We start from the raw sequence: 18,779 nt of genomic DNA on the forward strand, positions 1-18,779 counted from the left end.
AGAGTAATCAAACAATTCTTTGATGATGCATGCTCCGATGATTACGTTAACAGGAGTGTTTGGCCGTGAAGCTTTATCACTATATAAAACAGCAAAAGGTTTTTCATCAATTTTAGGGAACACTTCTTCTGCGAAAACCTTTGCCCAGGAATTTTCTAACGCTTTTTGCTCACGTGCAGTGAGGTTTAAAAAACTATCGAACAGAGATAACTGTTCTACATCATTTGTTTTAAAAGACATATGCAAACCACCTTTATTTGATAAGATGATTATACCATATGTCTTTCATCAATAGTAGTTATTTAATTAGTTGGAAATACCTTTTGACCCCAGCATCATAATATACTATGCACGCAATTTATTCAAGAAAATTTGCTATCATTTGTTTGAATTTTAGGAGTGCATCGGGGATGGGTTCATGGTCACGAATCTTCTTCAAAGATTTATTGGTGATTCACACCTCGTAGCATAATGTGATACGTATCAATTGGGCTTATTATTCTTCTTGTTCTGGGTATATTACTCTCCCTTCTTTGAAATATAGTAACTACACCCCGTCCCATAGCCACTTAGAATTTCCCTGCATAATTCATTGATATTTGCCTGAATCGGCTTGACATTGTTACAATAATCGGAAATTGCAGCACATACAGTATTACAATTTCCATTCATAGAAATGATTTTCGACAATCACATGAATCTTTACATATGATTCAGGAGCTCCTCAAAACCACCTGCCTATGAGCCGATTATAGCACAATTATTCTTTGTATTCTGCATTATTAATAAAAAGTGGAGGTCACTCCAAAAATTCTCTTATTCTATCCCGGTATTCTCCCGTCTTTCTCCCCAGCAGTACAAAAACATGTCCTTCTCCTTCTACATTCCACCTTCTACAATCTGCATTCACACATTCCTCAATCCGATCTGCATTTTTCATCTTTACAAAGTAATCTTTCTTTCCATGTATAATCATCATCGGAGTTTTTGAATGCCGAAGGCTCTCTGACGCATCACCGTAATAATCAAAATTATCCTTTGTCAGTCCAATTCCGCTCCAGATGAAAAATGATTTACACGCGAACTGTTTCATTCCTACATAGCTGCTGTCTACGATGAGTCTTGTAACATGTAACTCGGGAAGGGCCTGTAATTTCCCCACTTTCAACGGTCCATTTTCCATAAATGTATCAAGCCCGGAGAGATAGTTAACTGTCGCTCCTCCTAAAGATAATCCATGTACGATCACTTGCTCTACTTTATAATCAGCATGGAGCTTTTTCAGCCAGTCATAGACATCCAGACTTTCCAGGAACCCCATCGCCACACGTCCTTCGCTTTTCCCGAATCCGCGCAGATCCGGTGCCAAAATATGATAGCCAAGCTCATAATAGATATAGCCTATGTTATTAGTTATGATGCTGCCATCCAACTGATTCGGATGCAAAATGATAGCCCACTTCCCAGAAGGTTCTTTTTGCTTATAAATCCTTCCCCAAAGCCGAACTCCGTATTTCTCCCCTGCAAATTTTTCCGCGAGTTCTGCGCGAATCCAGACTTGCTGTGGCGTAACAGGAAGTACCTTATCTGTCTTTCCTTTTACATATTTTATTGCTCTTACAAATTCTTCCCTATTCATCTTTTTCCTACCTTGTTCCATCCTCTTTCGATTTTACATTTTCTCATATCTTCTCAAGACACGGACACTCTATTCCTATTCACCTAAATCCCGATAAAGAAGATATGAAATATGGTTGGAGCGAATCTATCTCTATCATATAGGATTGCTCAAGCTTTGTAAAGGTACGTACTATCTACCGTTTAGTGATTACTATTATCCACAAGCACTTCCGAAATCGTCACTAAATTCCGAGAATAATCTTCAATATAATATCAATTCCCATCAAACATATATATAATATCTTTCCTCTGTGCAATGATTTCATGATACACATTCTAAGACATTATTTCTGTATTCCATATCCGCTCAGACAGTTTCATCGTCAAATTCTGTAATTCGGACTAGAAATAAAGCCTCATAGAACGTATAATAAAATTCATAGATTATAAATTAAAACAGACCGCGGGCGGGTTCGCGTCACTCAGAATGAGTGACTACGAACCCGTCCCCCGGCCACGAGGACTCATATATGAATTATACAAAAATTTTACAAGGTATCCTTGACATTGGAGAGGCAATGTTAAAAAGTGGTGCCGAGAATTTTCGAATTGAAGACAGTCTCTATCGAATGTGCAGGAGTTACGGCTTTACACGGTATGATGTATTCGTAATACCAAGCAACATTCAGATTACTATTGAGACGCCGGATGGGGAGATTCTTACTCAGATCCGCCATATTGAGACGGTTAGTACTGATTTTGATCTGCTTCACCATTTGAATAAGCTATCAAGATATGTCTGTGCGCACACGCCGAATGAGAAGGAACTGCATCAGAAGTATCTTGACACCATGAACCGCATTCCGCAGCATCCCGCGATCCAGTATGTTGCTACTGTGATGGGCGGAACCGGATTTGCTGTTTTTTTCGGGTGCGGATTTACTGACGCAGTTGTAGCTGCGATTGCGTCTGTGATGCTTGTCATCGCCGGAAACTGGCTCAGTAAAAGGGAGAGCAATTTGCTGATCTATAATATGATTCTCTCTTTCTTATCGGAAGTATTGATCGTCGTTCTGGTCCGGCTGGGTATCGGCGTCCATCCGGAACGAATCATGCTGGGGATGGTCATGCTTCTCATCAGCGCAATAGGAACAACGAATGGAATCCGTGATCTCCTGCAGCGGGACTTTATTTCCGGTCTGATCAACATCTTGAATTCTTTTCTTGGCGCTGCGGGTATCGCATTCGGGATTGCACTTGCCATGCTTCTTCTGAATGAAGTTTCTTCCGAAGGAGCAGCGCTGAATACGAATATTCTGATTCAGCTTATTTCCTGCACGATCGGATGTACCGGTTTCGCACTGTGTTTCAAAATTCGTGGCAGACAGGTGCTTTTTTCCAGCGTCGGCGCTTTTTTGACCTGGGGAATTTATCTGCTGGTGTACCACTTTAACCCCAGCAATTTCCTGGCCACACTGACAGCCGCCGTGTTTGTCGGTTTCTATGCATTTGCCATGTCCCGGATCAACAAGGCACCTTCTACGATTTTCCTCACCGCATCCGTGCTTCCCTTAATTCCGGGATCTGCTCTGTACTATATGATGTATGGATATGTGAGTGGAAATAAAGAAATGGCAATGGTCAAGACAAATTCGCTGCTCACGACCTGCCTTGCCATTGCCTTAGGATTCTTAATCGTTGATGTTGCTTCAAGATATCTTATGACTGCATTGAATCGGGATTACCATATCGGAAAACATTCCTAGAATCCAGTGCAGATATCCGGATTGGCTCCTTACGTTTCACTTGCGATATAAGTACGAATCGCCTCGGCTGCCTCCTGATAATCTTTTTTGACATCTTCCAGAAGTGCAGCCGCTTCTTCCGGAACGGTCTCCTGCTCTTTACGCAGTACTTCTGTAATTATTTCCGCAGAACCTGCAAGCCTCTCAATCCCAAGATTTCTACATACGCCCTTCAGTGTATGTGCCGCACGGAAGGCCTCTTCCCGATTTCCTGCATCCATTTCTTCACATAATTTTTGATAACTGTCATCTTCTAAAAATTTGCCTATAAACTTACGCACAAGATTCGGGCTCATCAATCTTTTGAGAACAGCTTCATAGTCTCCGCCTATCTTCTGATAGCATTCTTGAATTGTCATCATTTTCTCCTTTTTGCCGGATTTATTCCACCGCTTTTCCTACCGTCTCCAGCGGATCAATCGTTTCCAGCTGCATTTTGTTTTTTAATTTATCTTCCACTTCCATCAGACATTCCAAAAGCAATGGATTAAATGCGCCGCATTCCCCATGCAGGATCTCATCCGAACAATTATCTTACCGATGTCATGCAATGCAGATACCATATTTTCTAACTCCCTATGCTAAAACTTTCTTAACACATGAAACTATAATAATCTGGAGAGTGCCTTATAAAATCTTTGCATCACTTCCGGCGATGGTTGATTCGTATTTCCGAGTTTTACAGTTTTATTTGCGCCATGGTAATCACTTCCTGCGGTGACAAATAAATTGTAAATTTCTGCAAATTTCAGCATGCTGCTCTTTTGTAATTCGGTGAATCCCGAATAATAGCATTCCAACCCCATAAGGCCATTGGCTTTGAGTCTGGAAATCCGTTCCTCGGTAGCTTCTTCTGTAAGCACTTTGGACCCGTCTGCCAGGATTCCATGCGCAAGCACCGGAATTCCGTCTGCGAATAAAATGGCATCGATCGCCTCCTCAGGAGACAGATATCTTTCCTTTCCATGGTATCCGCCCAGAATCCGGAATGCCTCAGCCTTATCTGCGACATATCCTCTTGCAAGCATCATTTTCGCAAGATGCGGCTTCCCGGGGTTCTCCAGCGCCAAAAATTCATTCTGTTCTTCTTCCGAAAATGCAAAGCCATAATTCTCTTCAAGAAACCTGAGCCGGTTTTTCGCTTTATCCATCCGGGCTGAATGAGTAATCTGTACAGCTTCGAGAATGGAAGATTTCTCCGGGTCATATCCGTACCCGAGGATGTGATATTTTCCTTTGTTGTCACGGCAGGAAAATTCCACACCGTAAATAAATGCCGGATCATCTGGCTGCAATACTTTCTGCATCTCCGCACATCCATCGCAGGAATCGTGATCGGTCAGAGAGAAAAGATCGATTCCTGCCGCCTTTACTTTTTTAAGCAAGGCAGCAGGTGTATCCGTTCCGTCAGAATAGATTGAATGCATATGCAGATCCGGGTTTTTAAAATTCTTATTACGATTCATTATATCAGTGTATCCACCTGTTCTGCCAGTTTGCAAAGTTCATTTCTGTAGATCTCAATCAGTTCCGGGCTTCCGTTTCTGCGAATGGTACGGCGCAGTAATCGGATCAATCCTACAACTTTCGCTTTATTTTCTTTGTCTTTCAGGACTTCCTTATCATCGGTTCCATAGTAAAGTGCAAGGCTCTTCTGCCAGAATGCTTCCGCAACCTCATATGGGAAACCAAGGAATGACAGCACATTGTTCTTATCCAGCATATTGAATCCGATATATGCATTATACATAGACCCCATTTCCAGAACCGGATGACCGATTGCAAGTGTATCCATATCGATCAGGATCACTTCATCATTTTGAAGCATAATATTCTTGGTGTGATAGTCACCATGAATCATATGGTCATCATGCGGAATCTCCAGCATCATTTTATGGAGTTTTTCATATACCTCTTTCGGAAGATGATCCTTCAAGAATTCCGTCCATCCAATTGCGATCTCCCGCTGATCCGGGAGCTGTCCCGCAGGAACTTCTGTGGAATGGATCAATTTCAAAAGGTCAATATACATCTTTGCATATTCATCGATATTTTCAGGCGTTTCCGCTAAAAGCTTTGAAAATGATTTCGCATTTAGCAGTTCGAACATAGATGCATAATGGTCATCGACCTTTACGACGTCATAAGAAATTGCAGTCGGAATACCGAGGACCAGTGCTTTTCGTGCGACATCACGCTCATGTTCGATGTCTGCCAGGGAATCCGGATTCAGATATACCTTAACTACGGTATCCGGATCAATGCGGTATACTTTACCATTTGCGCCCTGACCTATCACTTCACATCCTTCCACAGACACTCTGCGGTATGCGCGGGAAACCGGCATCATGGAAGTAAATCCGGTCATATCCAGAATCTCATATACTTCGGTGGATGCATTCTTCAGCTCCAGTTCAGGATGATTTTTACGCAGTCTTAAGATCACACGGAGACCGGCACTGGAAAGATACTCGAGATTTTCGAGATCGATCATTACAGGAACGCCATTCTCAGCTTTCATCATTTCTTCTTCAACCTGAGGTGCATTGGAAGAATCAATTCTGCCGCTTAAATGAATCACCGTTTTCTCGTTCTCCCGTGTAATAGTAACATTGCCCATGTGAATTACCTCCATTTCACTTTGTTCTATTTGATTGTATTTCTCTATATTCAGCATTTTTTCCGTTTTTGCAACAATGAGGGCTACCGCCACGTCTCCAGTCGAATTCACTGCCGTCCGGAACATTCCCATCAGCGAATCGATTCCCATAATCAGGCTCAGTGCTTCAGCCGGCACACCGATCTGAGTAAGCATCAAATTGTGACAGGTACGTAACAATGTAATTCAATGCTTGACCAAGGTTATTCTTATCATTCAGTATCATCATTTTCTACTAGTCTTCTATCTAAATGCTTTCTTCATTTTCAAAATATTCTTTCCATCTTTGTACTCATATGAAAGATCATCCATACTCTTTTTCACCATAAAGATTCCGAGTCCACCTATTTTTCTTTCATCCGCCGAGAGTGTTGTATCCGGTTCTTCCTGTGAAAGGGGATCGTAAGGAATGCCCTGGTCAATAAATGTAATCGTCACTTCTGCAGGCTCCTCAGAAATTTCCAATTGTACCGTCGCATCCCCCGTATTGGGCTGATAAGCATAATAAGAGATGTTGCTGAAAATCTCATCAATCGCAATATTGATCTGCATCTGTGCTTTCATCGGGCAGCCGCTTTCTTCCAGAGCTTCCTCTACAAATGATGTCACTTTATCCAGATTATCCACTGTTGCCTCAACTGTAAGCTCTTTTGCTGTCCCCATCTGCTTCATCCTGGAACCTCCTTTTCTTCGTCTCCCGTTCCTTTTTCTTATTCAATCGTCAGAATATCTGAAAAACCAGTCACCTCAAACACTTCCATGATCACATCATTCACATTTCTGATTACCATACTGCCCTGTTTATTCATAGCTTTCTGCGCCACAAGAAGTACACGAAGACCTGCTGATGAGATATATTCAAGCTTGGAAAAATCAAAAACAAGTTCCGTAATGTCTGCAAGAGAATCCTTCAGTTCTCCTTCCAGAAGCGGTGCAGTTGTCGTATCCAGTCTGCCTTCCAGCGCAATCGTCATTTTGGCGTCTTTCTTGTTTTTGTTGATATTCATAATCTTGATCCTCCTAAATTCTTTTTCCGTTCTACGGTACACGATGCACCTAAGCAATTACATTTTAGCATTTTCCCTACCGTGTATCAATGATTTTTGTCTACAAATGCGAACTTCCCGGCATCGTCTGTGTCTTCCAGCGTATCGTTTTTGCTTTTATGACTGCAAATATGTTTTAATATGATTGAAAATCATTTCCATCGCTGCCTGATTGTAGCCGCCCTCCGGCACGATCACATTGGCATTCTTTTTACTCGGCTCCACATACTGTTCGTGCATTGGTTTGACCGTCTCAATATACTGATTAATAACGGATTCCAGACTTCTTGCCCGTTCCATAACATCTCTCTGTATTCTTCGGATAATCCTGACATCCGCGTCTGTATCAATAAAAATCCGCATATCCATAAGCTCACACAATTCTTTATTTTCAAAAATCAGGATACCCTCCACAATAATCACACGGTTCGGCACGATCCGGATCGTGTCTTTGCTGCGATTATGGATCGTATAATCATAAAGTGGACATTCAATGCTCTCACCTTGTTTCAATGCTTTCAGATGGCGGATCATGAGTTCCGTATCAAATGCATTCGGATGATCGTAATTCAGACGGCTTCTCTCGTCGTAATCCATATCATCATGTGCTTTGTAATAATTATCATGTTTAATAATCGTTACACTTTCCGCAAATCTTGCTGCAATCTGATTGGTCAATGTGGTTTTCCCGCTCCCGGATCCGCCCGCAATTCCGATAATCATATTTTCACTCATTTCATTTTCTCCCGTTCTTTCCATTTTAATCGGATTTTTGTTGTAAAGATATCGATTTTGTATAGCTTCTGTTTTCAGTTTATCATGATTTAGCCTTGGTTTCAACGAATCTGGGGTGCATTTTAAAATCATACGTTTGCAAGATATGAATCATTGCTTTCATCGCTAAATCATAAAACATCCATTTCATACAGCACGGCAGTCTGGCAGCAATTGAAGTGCTACTATAATGATAGTTATAGTTTTTGTCGTGTATCATTCATACAAAACAAAGGAGGTTACTAAAATGTCCACAACAATAGCACCTGATATCCTGTTCTGTGATTATTATAAACAATGGATCACAACATATAAAGAAGGAGCCATACGTCCCGTCACCATGGAGAAGTATTCCATGGCACATCAGTGGGTGGAAAAACTCGTCCCAGAACTTCGCATTACCGACCTGACCCGGATTGCCTACCAAAAGCTTCTCAACGATTACGCTGCAGAACACGAGCGACAAACTACTATGGATTTTCACCATCACCTCAAATGCGCCATACTGGATGCAGTTGATGAAGGTTTAATTGAACGGGATCCTACACGTAAAGCAATCATCAAAGGTAAGCAGCCACGGGATAAAAAACCTAAATACCTGAATCAGTTCGAACTACAGAAACTGCTCGCTGATCTGACTCTGGAGCAGGAAGTCAGCTGGGATTGGTTCATTCTTTTGGTTGCCAAAACCGGCATGCGATTTTCAGAAGCCCTGGCTCTGACTCCAAAAGATTTCGATCTTTCCCACCAGATTCTCTCTATTTCAAAAACATGGAATTATAAAGGAAATGGCGGCTTTTCTCCGACTAAAAACAGCTCCTCCGTACGCAAAATCCAGTTGGATTGGCAGACGGTCATTCAATTTGCAGGTCTTCTAAAAGAGCTTCCTGAAGATCAGCCCATTTTTGTAAAAAATACCGTTTACAACTCGACCGTAAATGATATTCTTGCCCGTCACTGTAAAGCCGTGAATATTCCTGTGATTTCCATCCACGGACTTCGGCATACTCATGCTTCACTCCTTCTTTTCGCCGGAGTTTCCATCGCCAGTGTAGCCAGGAGATTAGGTCACTCTAGTATGACGACCACCCAGAAGACTTATCTGCATATCATTCAGGAACTCGAAAACAAAGATATCGATCTCATTATGAGGTCTCTATCCAGCCTTAGCTAAAAGGAAATAATGATACACGTCAAAATAGATAAGAAGGCAATATCTCTCTTGATATCGCCTTCTTATCATTCTCTAGATATCGAATCCATCTTCCAGTATGAATTTTCTCAGAAGTTCATCTAACTTTGCCCGAACCTTTCTTTTCGGCACATTACTTCCTTCTTTTTCATCAAAATATTGTTTTGCAATCGTAATATCAACGCTCTGAATCAGATCGTCATATTGACCAAATGCATTCATATCATTTTCAGTCACATGTTTTCCCATCAACTGGCGTAATTTCTGTTCATAAATTCCCAATCTGGAGGCAAAATTATGAATCTGATCACTTTTCGCACGAATTTGATATTCTACTATATAATCCCGGACACTTTTATCTTCACTGACAATCAATTCATGATTCTGGATATCCTTCAGCAGAATATTAGCAAACTTCTGCTCTTCCTGTGTAAGACTTGCAAAGGAACGATGCAATTCATTGAGCATATTATGAATGGTCTCTTCATCGGCATTCTCATTTAACATCTTCACATATTTCTTGAACCTGCTGTCCATATAATCCGAATCAATCTTTTCTGTAGAAAGTGCCATCAAATAGGGTTCAATATCATACGCTTCCTCTTCACCGCCTCCATCAGGGCCTGGTCTTCTCAGCTCTTTGTAACGCGCAAGCAATATTTCAAATGTCTGCTGATCAAATTCCAGACAAACCATTTCTTTCACTCCACCCGGTTGTTCAATTTCATAAGAAGTCTGTTCCCATACAAATCCCTGTACCTTAGCCGGTTCCAGATGCTTATTGAGTTCTCGGAATAATTTCGAAAACTTCTGTTTTTCCGCCTTTTCATCCGGGAGCTTGTAAAAATCAGAAATACCGGCAGATTCAAATAAAGTTTTAATCTCTTCAAAACATCGATTCATACTTTCCAGATTTTCTTTCAATTTCGGCACAAAGATTCCGTATGGCTTATTCCCTGAATATTGTTCAAATGCATATTCCACCACATTTTTCATGGTATACGGTCTTCTGTAGTAACGAATGATTCCATGCGGCTTATCCTCAGTAAACACACGGTTAGTTCTTGAAAAAGCCTGAATGATCATTTCAATATTTGACCATTTATAGAACTTATCCATATATAAAGTATTCAGCCACTTTGAATCATACCCGGTCAGCATCTGATCTACAACAATCAAAATATCCAGGCATTTCTCCGGCTCATTTTCAATAGCCACATAAGCATCTTTGTGTGCCAGTCTTGCACACACATCTCTTTTAAAAGCCGCATATCCCGGAATATTGAACCGCACACTGAAATCATGATTGTAATCTTCCAGAATCTCTTTGATTCCATCGATTTTCTCAATGGATCCTTCATGATTCCCATCATGAGGATCAAATACTGCGGTGATTTTCAAGCCACGATTTCTGGACCTGATTTCTTTGTAGTACTGGATCGCTTCTGGAATACTGCTGGTAGCTAACATGGCATGGAATTTTCCATTATGACTCTGGCTGATCCAATTTTCCAAAATATCATCTACAACTGCTTTTCGATGCTGCTCCCGGTCATACTGCGCATCTGTCAGCTGCCCTTCAATACTTTCTAATACTTCCCCATTGTCTCCCAATTGTGCCCCCATAGGGACTTCATTCATCCAGTGATTATAAATTGCTTCTTTCGCCGGATTCCCGAAAACTTCTGCTTCGCTCCTGACCTTTGCTTTATCCAAAGCTATCGCCAGTCTCAAATTCTTGTCTTTATATGTAGGCTGCGGAATTGTATCAAAACCGAGTACATTGCCATCTCTCATCCCATCCGCCACCGTATACCTGGTACCTTCCAGTTCATTTCCAAAGACATCTGCTGTTGTAGTATCTTTCTTTTTATTGATTTCTAAGATAGGTGTACCGGAAAATCCAATAAAGATTGCCCTTGGGAAGGTGTGTTTAATCGTCGAAAGCATTTCGCCAAAAACACTGCGATGACATTCATCTACGATAAAAACAATCCTCTTTCGATTGATTTTTTCAATATCTGCGATATTCACATTATCATCCGGTGTAATTCTGCTCATTTTCTGAATCGACGTAACAATCAGTGTGTCCTTCGCGGCATCACTTTTCAATTTCCCCAATAATACAACCGTATTTTCAGTGGACTGAACGTCATCAGTTTCATCAGAAAATCCCCGATATTCCCGCAAAGATTGTATTCCCAGTTCAATCCGATCCATCAAGAAGACCACTTTATCAGCATCGCCGGAATTTGCGATCAACTGAGCCGACTTAAAACTGGTCATCGTTTTACCGGATCCCGTAGTATGCCACACATATCCACCATAAATATTCTGGTCATCCCATTTCATTTCACTGACACGACGAGATATCTTACTGGCCGCATAATATTGATAACTTCTCATAACCTTCAGCGTATTATCAGTCTGATCTGCAACCGTATAATATCCAATCAACTCATGTGCCATTGGAATAGAAAGAAGCCTTTCCGCGATCGTACTCCAGTCATTAATTGGATTATTATACTGATCTGCCCAATGAAAACAAAATTTCTCACTGAATTTATCCGCGCGCCCGGGATTCGCAAAATATACACATTCCTCCGGGTTCATAGCTACGAAAATCTGAACCAACGAAAAAATTCCAGTGAACACTCCTTCATGCAAATATTTCTGAATCTGGTATTGCGCCTCCGATACAGGCACACCACTTTTCTTTAGCTCTACATGAATCAGCGGCATCCCATTTATCAACAGGCAAAAATCTCCACGCCGGTTTGGATAAATATCATTTCGTGCGCTATAAATCGGCTGTTCGGCAATCTGATATCGTGTCCTGCCAGCCGCAATTTCATTCCGATCAAATATTTTCAAAGAAATCATTTTACCAAAATTGTGTTGATCCTTCTCATTATCTCTGACAATCTGGACATATCCACCATTAATAAATCCATTTAACTTGAGTGGTGTTCGCAGTGCTTTGATTTGCTCCATAATCTGCTGCATTTCTCCGGCTGTCATCGGATAATCTCCAAGACGATCTACCGCTCTGTTATTCTCATATATAATATTCGCCCAGTTTTGAAGCAGTTCTTTCTCGTTCTTGTACTTCAGAACACCGTCTCTCCACCCTTTTTCTTCTACGAGGGTTCTAATGAGATCCGCTTCAAACTTACTTTCACTGTCGTAACTCATTTATTCACATCCTATCTTTTGTGATTTGTCAGAATTTGTATTTCTACCAATTTGCCCGTTTAAATAAACATTTTTTCTAGCAGTAGTCTTTTAATCATTTTGAGCTTCTCAAGCTTACGCTGATGAAGGGTGATAAGGTTGTCGAGGTTGGAAAAATACTCTCCAATTCTTCTTTGCTCGCTAAGTTGAGGCACTAAATAATCAGTTTGTGATACAGTTGTCCAATTAACGTATATCTGCGTATTGCCTTGACTTTGCTTTATAATTTTATCTCTAATCTCTGGTGCATTTAACATTGTATAAATAAACTGCGAATCATAATTTGAACTATCCACTTCAATTCTTTCAGTTCGCTGATTATATACATAACCCCCCGATTCTTCAATCAAAAGTACACGTCCAATGATATTCCCCGATGCTGTCTTATCATTCAAAATCATCGTAATATCACCTTTGTTTAATATTCTATTTACAGTCTTGTCTGACCTTACAGCACGTATCCCTTGGTCTCTATAAACGCTATCTTCTGAATAGCTTCCTATACTTATTACCTTATATATTCCATCTTCTGAAAACTCGGATTCTATAGATGTACCACCAGTAGCCTGACCGAACTCTAATAACTTACGCTGTTCCCAATCGTAATTCCCACTCTACCATGCATGTTTTCCTGTAGCTAGCAAGCTGTCGATATCTATAAAAGCATTTTCAATTCGTTCTGTATGATATCCCCAATAATTATCATAAACAGCTTGAGTAATCCCCTTCTCATCCCATTCTTTTAAGACATCACCAGTTTTTTTCCCTCGATAGGATGCATAATATTCTAAAAGATACATAAAAAATTTCATTTCTTCTGGCATAACGTTTCTTACTCTCCTCTAATATAAATGGAATTTCTTGGATCCCCAGTAATTTTCTCTGCTTCCCACATTTCAAATATGGCTCCCGCTCCGAAGGAAGTCAGGCCATTCTCTTCGTTTTCCAACATTTCATGTGTTTCTGAGAATACAAATTCTCTTAACGCATCCATTTGGCTATATCCGTATTTATCAATAATCATCTGAACAACTTCACCATTATAGTAATCGATAATTTCCGGTTCTAATCGCTTCATACATTTTTCGCCTCCACAAATTTCAATAATTTAAGTGCTCTCTCTGTTCGAAAAGCATATTGATCTTTTAGTTTTTGAGGAAGAAGCAAACGAATCGCAACATCCTCAGGGAAATATCCTTTCAGATAGTTATTTATAGTTCGAATAGTCTGGTCGTTTGCAACAGGCCCGATTACAATATCATATTCTTCATCCAACAATTTACCAGTTCTATTTGCTGCAATATATCTGAGCCACTCTTTATTTGTAGCTTCAAAAATCAAGACTCTCACTTTTTCCGCCATTTCATCATCAACCTCATAGACTGATACAAGCGGTGTTCCTATTTTACGGTTACTTGTCGTACGCAAAGCCCATTTTTTTGCCTGTTCAAAATCACTGGTTAAGTAAAATCCAGCTCCAAAATCCAATAGTCTTTTAGTCGGAATCAGTTTGGGATCATTTACCTCCACATTACTTCCGTGGTATAAAGTCATAACAAACTCCTTCTTTCTTTACTTGCTTTTCTCTACTTAATAAACTAAACTATACGCTCAATTCCCATTCATAACGTAACATGGTACCTCGCTACAAATACATATTTTTCTAAACAAACATTTTTTCAAGCATGGCTTTCTTAATATTTTGCAATTTTTCCAATTTACGCTGATGAAGGGTGATAAGGTTGTCGAGATTTGAAAAATATTCGCCAATCTTCCCCTGCTCAGCAATAGATGTGATTGGCACTTCGACATCTTTGATTGCTCCTATTGGAAGTTGTTTTAATGCTGAACCCGTTTGTCTTTTTAATAATTCATTTTGTCCTGTCCAAGATAACAAATACTGAATCAGAAATTTTCCATATAATTCACTTTTGTCAGTGCGCAATATTGCTAATTGAGAATTAATGTTCCACCCTGAATTATCAGTATTTACGTAGCCTAGTGCGCCTAAGGAACCTCTAACAGCAATCACAATATCATCTTCAAGCAAGTGACCAGATGTAAGTTTGGAATGTTTTTCGGGAGTAATATAACTTGCTCCATCAAGGGATAGTTTTCCATCCTTTAAATTTCCGCCTGTAAGAAAAGGTATTCCACTACCGCTATCAGTCATATCAGATGATTTTGGATAAGCCTCTCCATAGTTGCCATCTGTGAAAAATGTATTTGTTGCTCCCAGCTTACGCTGTTCCCAATCATCAGTAAATCCAGTAAATCGAATTTCTGGTTTCACCTCACCATTTTGAGGAATCATTTTTTCAAGCATAGATTTTTTAACACTTTTCAGCTTATCAAGCTTACGCTGATGAAGGGTGATGAGGTGGTCGAGTTGCTTAAAAAATACTCCTATCATTTGCTGTTCTCGAATAGTAGATGGCAACATTAAGTCCATTGCAGCCATCTGTTTGCCGGAAACTTCGACGAATGTTGAACCAGCTCCAACCAACTCTCCGTATCGCTTTAATTCCTCTGTCCGAGAAAAAATGAAATAAGTGTCAAGCTCATTTTTATGAGGGACAATAGACTGAAAACCTTGATTAGTACAGCCTTTTCGTGTTAAAATAGCGGTTTTTCCTATTCCAGCACGAGAAGTAAATAATACAGTCCCGGGCGGTAAAAGCTTTGCAGAGCTATTATCATATCCTTGTTCAGTTATCTTTCTTTGACTTGTTTTAACATAGATTTGGTCTGCAATTTCAGCAGGAGCATACCAGTCTATATCGCCGTCCCAATACTCAGGATTTTGCGTGTTTGGCGTTCCTCCGCCGACTAAATCCGCTACATCACCCAACTTCCGCTGTTCCCAATCATCAGTAAACCCAGCAAACCGAATCTGTGGTTTTTTCGTCTTTTTTCCCATTTTACTCACCCCCAAGCAGCGCTTTCAAACTGGCAAGCCCCATCATATCAAACTCATTTCCCGTAAGTTTATCTGTCATCCTTATCAACTCTCTTTCAGTTTCTTCGATTTCTTCCTCAATATCGTGAAGAGTCGTAGAATACTTGTCCGCAAGAGATTGTACTTTTTTAACAAGATCTGCCACAATTTGCTCCGGCAGGTTATGTAAATCACTGATTAACGGTTTAATCCATTTTTCACTCAATAGTTTTTCTTCTTGCTCATCAGAAAGTTTTTCTATCGTTTCTTTCGTTTGAATAAGAAGCCGCGATGTTAATTCCTTGATTTCCTTTTTAATTTCTTTTTCTTCTTTGCTTAGATTGCCATATTGCTCTAATACCGCTTTCAATGCCCGTTCTTCTTCATTTTCCGCTTTTCTTAACTCTTTTAACTTTACGGTAACTCCCTTAGCATTAAAAGCGTCCTGATTTTCATTTAAAATATCGCTTTCTTTATCTTCTTCGGAAAGATTTTCAATCAATTCCTCATACATGGATGTAATCTCAGCAAGTCGTTTTTCATTTTCTGTAATTACAGACAAGCGATCCGGCAAAAGCACTTTTTGTACCAGCTCAAATGGCAAAATTCTTCCTTTCCATCCTTCCTGAATCTCTTTATCCTTCTTCATGACCATGTTTGGTTCTACAACCTTGATTGCTTCTCGCCCTTCTGTCCCAATCACATCAAAATCAATTGCAATCTCAGTCCACTTATCATCGAGTATCTGGTATGCCTTGTATTTGTCAATTAACGGAATGTCGTGAAGTCGCTTAAAAATCTGATTTCCTATTTCTTCCTTTTCTTTGCCCGCCTGTAAGGATTCCATATTTTGAATCAATCTTTCTTTTAATAAGTCTTCGAAATCCATAAAACAATTTGCGAAATTATTTTTAAACACTTTAATATCTTCGTTTTCTACAATAATTTTTTTTACATCTTCACATCTGAGCGAAGAATATGGAGTACCGTTACTCATAAAAAGGCTCTCACGAAGACTCGGAAATGCTTGCCAATATCTTTGCAGCTCGTCAATCTCTGAATTTGGAATCCCACCCATCAAACTTGCATAGATATCCCAACTTTCTGCTTTCTCTGAAGAGTCCACATAGCGCGGAATATTAAGATTATAATCATTTGCACGGATTTCTTCTCTGCTGACCACTTTCGAAAACTTTTCAATGGTCTTCCTTTCAAAATAAGCATCTACGATTCTCTTAATATCTGATGCTTGAAGCTTATTATTTTTTCCCTCCTTAACAAATCCCTTTGATGCATCAATAATCAAAACATCTTTATTTTCCCGTTTTTGTTTCAACACCATAATGATTGTCGGAATGCCTGTCCCGAAAAAAATGTTCGCCGGAAGCCCGATAATTGCATCAATATGATTCTTTTCGATCAGATTTGTCCGTATTTTTTCTTCTTCTCCACCACGGAACAAAACACCATGTGGAAGCACAATCGTCATAATTCCATCTGGTTTAATATGATAAAGATCATGAAGAAGGAAAGCGTAATCTGCTTTGCTCTTCGGTGCCAATCCATATTCACTATATCGCGGATCAGACTCCTTTCCGTCCGGTGTCCACTGTTGCGAATAAGGTGGATTTGACACAACTGCATCTACACGAAGCACCGGTGGATAACTGTCAAGATCAATCGGCCAGTCGTCCTCCAATGTATCCGCATTCCTTGTAAACAAATTTGAGGGATTAATTCCTCTCATAATCAAATTCATTCTGGTCAGGTTATACGTACTTTCTTTTAACTCCTGCGCATAATACTGTATACAGTCGCGGTTCATATATTTCGACACACTTTGTCCAATATTAATGAGAAGAGAACCTGAGCCGGAAGTCGGATCATAGATTGCGATCCGTTCTCTGTCTTTCAGATGCTCCGCGACAATTTCAGACATTAACACGGATACTTCATGAGGAGTATAGAATTCCCCCGCTTTCTTCCCGGCGTTTGCAGCGAAATTTGAAATCAAATACTCGTAGATAAATCCCAGAACGTCATATCCCTGTTTTTCATCCATAGGAATATCTTTTATCAATTGAATCAAATCACTAATTGCCTTCGTTCTTGCGTTACTAGTTTCACCCAGTTTAGAAAGCCCCGTCTGAAGTGTATCAAAAATTCCATCAAAAACATTTTTATGCGACTCATTGATCAGTCTGTCAAATGCAGATAATGCATCAGTTACATTTGATACATCAAAATTCTTTCCCATACCAAGCCAGGTCGAAAACAGATTCTTGTAAGAAATGAAATATCCCAGGCTTCTCCTGCACTGGTTTACAGTCTCAGTATCTTCCTCGACCAATTCAACAAAATCTTCCTCTTCCCAGTCATTTTTCTTCAGGAAATCCACTTCTCTATCAGAAAGGAATTTATAAAAAATAAAGCCAAGAATATAGTCTTTGTATTCATTAGCTTCAATTTTTGATCTCATTTTATTTGCAGATTCCCAAATACGGGAAGCTAATTGTTGTTTGTTCATGGAAAACTCCACCTCTCTACAGAATTATTCTTTTAATAACCACATTGTATCACACTTTTCCTCTAGGTAGGATACGAAATGCTTCTCCCAATTTTTCCACCTTTCAAATCATTCCGTATCACTTCAAGCCCTCCGATTGGAACACAGAATTTCGGATTATGTGCACAGCATTGTTCATACACATACTCCAGTTCAAACCATTCCACCGCATCCAATTCCTCTTCCTGCAGTATCAGTTCTGAAATATCTATCGGTTTTTCGTATATAAATACAAATGCAATCTCGTTATCCCGGAACATTTTTCCATAGAATTCTGTTTCATATTGAATTTTGAAAGTATCCACGAAACGGAGTTCTTCTTTGTCGGCTGTGATGCCCAGTTCTTCTCGAAGCTCCCGCAGTGCGGAATCAAGTGGCTCGTCTCCGGCCTGAATATGTCCCGCAGAAGAGGTATCGAATTGCCCCGGGAACGAATCTTTCTTCAAAGAGCGCTTCTGCAGCAGCACTTCTGTCTGTTTTCCATTCCTGCGTATGATCCAGACATGTGCCGTGCGATGCCGGATTCCTTCTGAGTGGGCTTTCCCTCTTTCCACCGTCTCTCCTGTGGGTTTTCCATATTCATCTACAATGTCTACAAATTCCAAACTGTTGTCACCTCTTATCATCTTTTACCTGAATACAAAAATCATCATAAGTATAAAACCAATCGGAGGACAAATAAGTCCCAGAACAATCGCCAGTACGAGCAAAATCCCATCTCCGCTTTTTTGGCTGGCGGCTTCCATAACGCCGTTCGTCACAAACAACTGCACCTATTTCCAAAATAATTCTTAGTCCTCCTGCTAGATTATTCTTTCGCGTAATGATATTATACCACACTTTCACCTTAGAAAGAATCAGAATGTCCTTAACACAAATTTTATATACAGCGGAAGTGCAAGAACCTATCCTGTCCTGCCCACATTATAGTCTCCCAGCTTGATT

17 protein-coding genes and 2 pseudogenes are annotated in these 18,779 nt (G+C 40.1%); 2 read left to right on the forward strand and 17 right to left on the reverse strand.

The features are described from left to right. Both ACTNBR_RS06605 and ACTNBR_RS06610 read right to left on the reverse strand, forming a co-directional pair. Positions 1–240 (reverse strand): annotated as a pseudogene (locus tag ACTNBR_RS06605) (transposase); the annotation flags it as partial. 559 nt (positions 241–799) lie between these two features. Continuing rightward, positions 800–1,639: an alpha/beta hydrolase gene (locus ACTNBR_RS06610; protein ID WP_441017533.1), complete on the reverse strand. Its 840-nt coding sequence runs from the start codon at positions 1,637–1,639 to the stop codon at positions 800–802. Positions 1,640–2,150: 511 nt separating this feature from the next. Here ACTNBR_RS06610 and ACTNBR_RS06615 point away from each other — a divergent pair. Next, complete coding sequence (locus tag ACTNBR_RS06615; RefSeq protein ID WP_427820039.1) at positions 2,151–3,386, forward strand: threonine/serine ThrE exporter family protein; 1,236 nt, start codon at positions 2,151–2,153, stop codon at positions 3,384–3,386. A gap of 29 nt (positions 3,387–3,415) precedes the next feature. On the opposite strand, the gene ACTNBR_RS06620 is transcribed toward ACTNBR_RS06615, so the two are convergent. The 6 genes from ACTNBR_RS06620 to udk all read right to left on the reverse strand — a co-directional run bounded on the left by ACTNBR_RS06620 (position 3,416) and on the right by udk (position 7,865). Next, on the reverse strand, positions 3,416–3,784 hold the full coding sequence (locus ACTNBR_RS06620; RefSeq protein ID WP_441030599.1) for an Hpt domain-containing protein: 369 nt from the start codon (positions 3,782–3,784) through the stop codon (positions 3,416–3,418). Between the two features lie 246 nt (positions 3,785–4,030). Continuing rightward, positions 4,031–4,891 carry a PHP domain-containing protein gene (locus tag ACTNBR_RS06625; protein ID WP_427820041.1) on the reverse strand — a complete coding sequence of 287 codons (861 nt, stop codon included), beginning with the start codon at positions 4,889–4,891 and terminating at the stop codon, positions 4,031–4,033. Beyond that, positions 4,891–6,264 (reverse strand): cation:dicarboxylate symporter family transporter, encoded by a 1,374-nt coding sequence (locus ACTNBR_RS06630; protein WP_441042686.1) that lies wholly within the window; start codon positions 6,262–6,264, stop codon positions 4,891–4,893. Before ACTNBR_RS06630 ends, ACTNBR_RS06625 begins: the two co-directional genes overlap by 1 nt. 63 nt (positions 6,265–6,327) lie before the next feature. Next, positions 6,328–6,756: an ATP-binding protein gene (locus ACTNBR_RS06635; protein WP_441017527.1), complete on the reverse strand. Its 429-nt coding sequence runs from the start codon at positions 6,754–6,756 to the stop codon at positions 6,328–6,330. A 38-nt stretch (positions 6,757–6,794) separates the two neighbouring features. Then, positions 6,795–7,091, reverse strand: coding sequence for an STAS domain-containing protein (locus ACTNBR_RS06640; RefSeq protein ID WP_427806110.1), 297 nt, complete (start codon positions 7,089–7,091; stop codon positions 6,795–6,797). A gap of 156 nt (positions 7,092–7,247) precedes the next feature. Then, positions 7,248–7,865 carry a uridine kinase gene (gene udk, locus ACTNBR_RS06645; protein ID WP_427820045.1) on the reverse strand — a complete coding sequence of 206 codons (618 nt, stop codon included), beginning with the start codon at positions 7,863–7,865 and terminating at the stop codon, positions 7,248–7,250. A gap of 286 nt (positions 7,866–8,151) precedes the next feature. On the opposite strand from udk, the gene ACTNBR_RS06650 reads away from it, so the two are divergent. Then, positions 8,152–9,078 carry a tyrosine-type recombinase/integrase gene (locus ACTNBR_RS06650; RefSeq protein WP_441017525.1) on the forward strand — a complete coding sequence of 309 codons (927 nt, stop codon included), beginning with the start codon at positions 8,152–8,154 and terminating at the stop codon, positions 9,076–9,078. 72 nt (positions 9,079–9,150) lie between these two features. On the opposite strand, the gene ACTNBR_RS06655 is transcribed toward ACTNBR_RS06650, so the two are convergent. From ACTNBR_RS06655 to ACTNBR_RS06695, 9 genes and pseudogenes are all read right to left on the reverse strand, one after another. Then, complete coding sequence (locus ACTNBR_RS06655) at positions 9,151–12,291, reverse strand: type I restriction endonuclease subunit R (protein WP_441017523.1); 3,141 nt, start codon at positions 12,289–12,291, stop codon at positions 9,151–9,153. A gap of 59 nt (positions 12,292–12,350) precedes the next feature. Beyond that, a pseudogene (locus ACTNBR_RS06660) lies at positions 12,351–12,920 on the reverse strand (restriction endonuclease subunit S); the annotation flags it as partial. A gap of 24 nt (positions 12,921–12,944) precedes the next feature. Beyond that, complete coding sequence (locus ACTNBR_RS06665) at positions 12,945–13,154, reverse strand: DUF3791 domain-containing protein (protein WP_441017520.1); 210 nt, start codon at positions 13,152–13,154, stop codon at positions 12,945–12,947. A gap of 8 nt (positions 13,155–13,162) precedes the next feature. Beyond that, complete coding sequence (locus ACTNBR_RS06670) at positions 13,163–13,408, reverse strand: hypothetical protein (protein ID WP_441017517.1); 246 nt, start codon at positions 13,406–13,408, stop codon at positions 13,163–13,165. Then, the gene (locus ACTNBR_RS06675) at positions 13,405–13,884 is read right to left on the reverse strand and encodes a DUF3990 domain-containing protein (protein WP_441017514.1); all 480 of its coding nucleotides are present in this window, start codon (positions 13,882–13,884) and stop codon (positions 13,405–13,407) included. The genes ACTNBR_RS06670 and ACTNBR_RS06675 overlap by 4 nt, the downstream gene beginning before the upstream one ends. Positions 13,885–13,993: 109 nt before the next feature. After that, positions 13,994–15,250, reverse strand: coding sequence for a restriction endonuclease subunit S (locus ACTNBR_RS06680; protein WP_441017511.1), 1,257 nt, complete (start codon positions 15,248–15,250; stop codon positions 13,994–13,996). A gap of 1 nt (position 15,251) precedes the next feature. After that, positions 15,252–17,795: a type I restriction-modification system subunit M gene (locus ACTNBR_RS06685; protein ID WP_441017508.1), complete on the reverse strand. Its 2,544-nt coding sequence runs from the start codon at positions 17,793–17,795 to the stop codon at positions 15,252–15,254. Positions 17,796–17,857: 62 nt separating this feature from the next. Beyond that, on the reverse strand, positions 17,858–18,439 hold the full coding sequence (locus tag ACTNBR_RS06690) for an NUDIX hydrolase (protein WP_427820048.1): 582 nt from the start codon (positions 18,437–18,439) through the stop codon (positions 17,858–17,860). A 24-nt stretch (positions 18,440–18,463) separates the two neighbouring features. Next, positions 18,464–18,595 carry a hypothetical protein gene (locus ACTNBR_RS06695; protein ID WP_441017505.1) on the reverse strand — a complete coding sequence of 44 codons (132 nt, stop codon included), beginning with the start codon at positions 18,593–18,595 and terminating at the stop codon, positions 18,464–18,466. Positions 18,596–18,779 lie beyond the last annotated feature (184 nt).

The sequence above is a fragment of the Bariatricus sp. HCP28S3_F11 genome, from assembly GCF_052065395.1.
Lineage (GTDB): Bacteria > Bacillota > Clostridia > Lachnospirales > Lachnospiraceae > Allocoprococcus.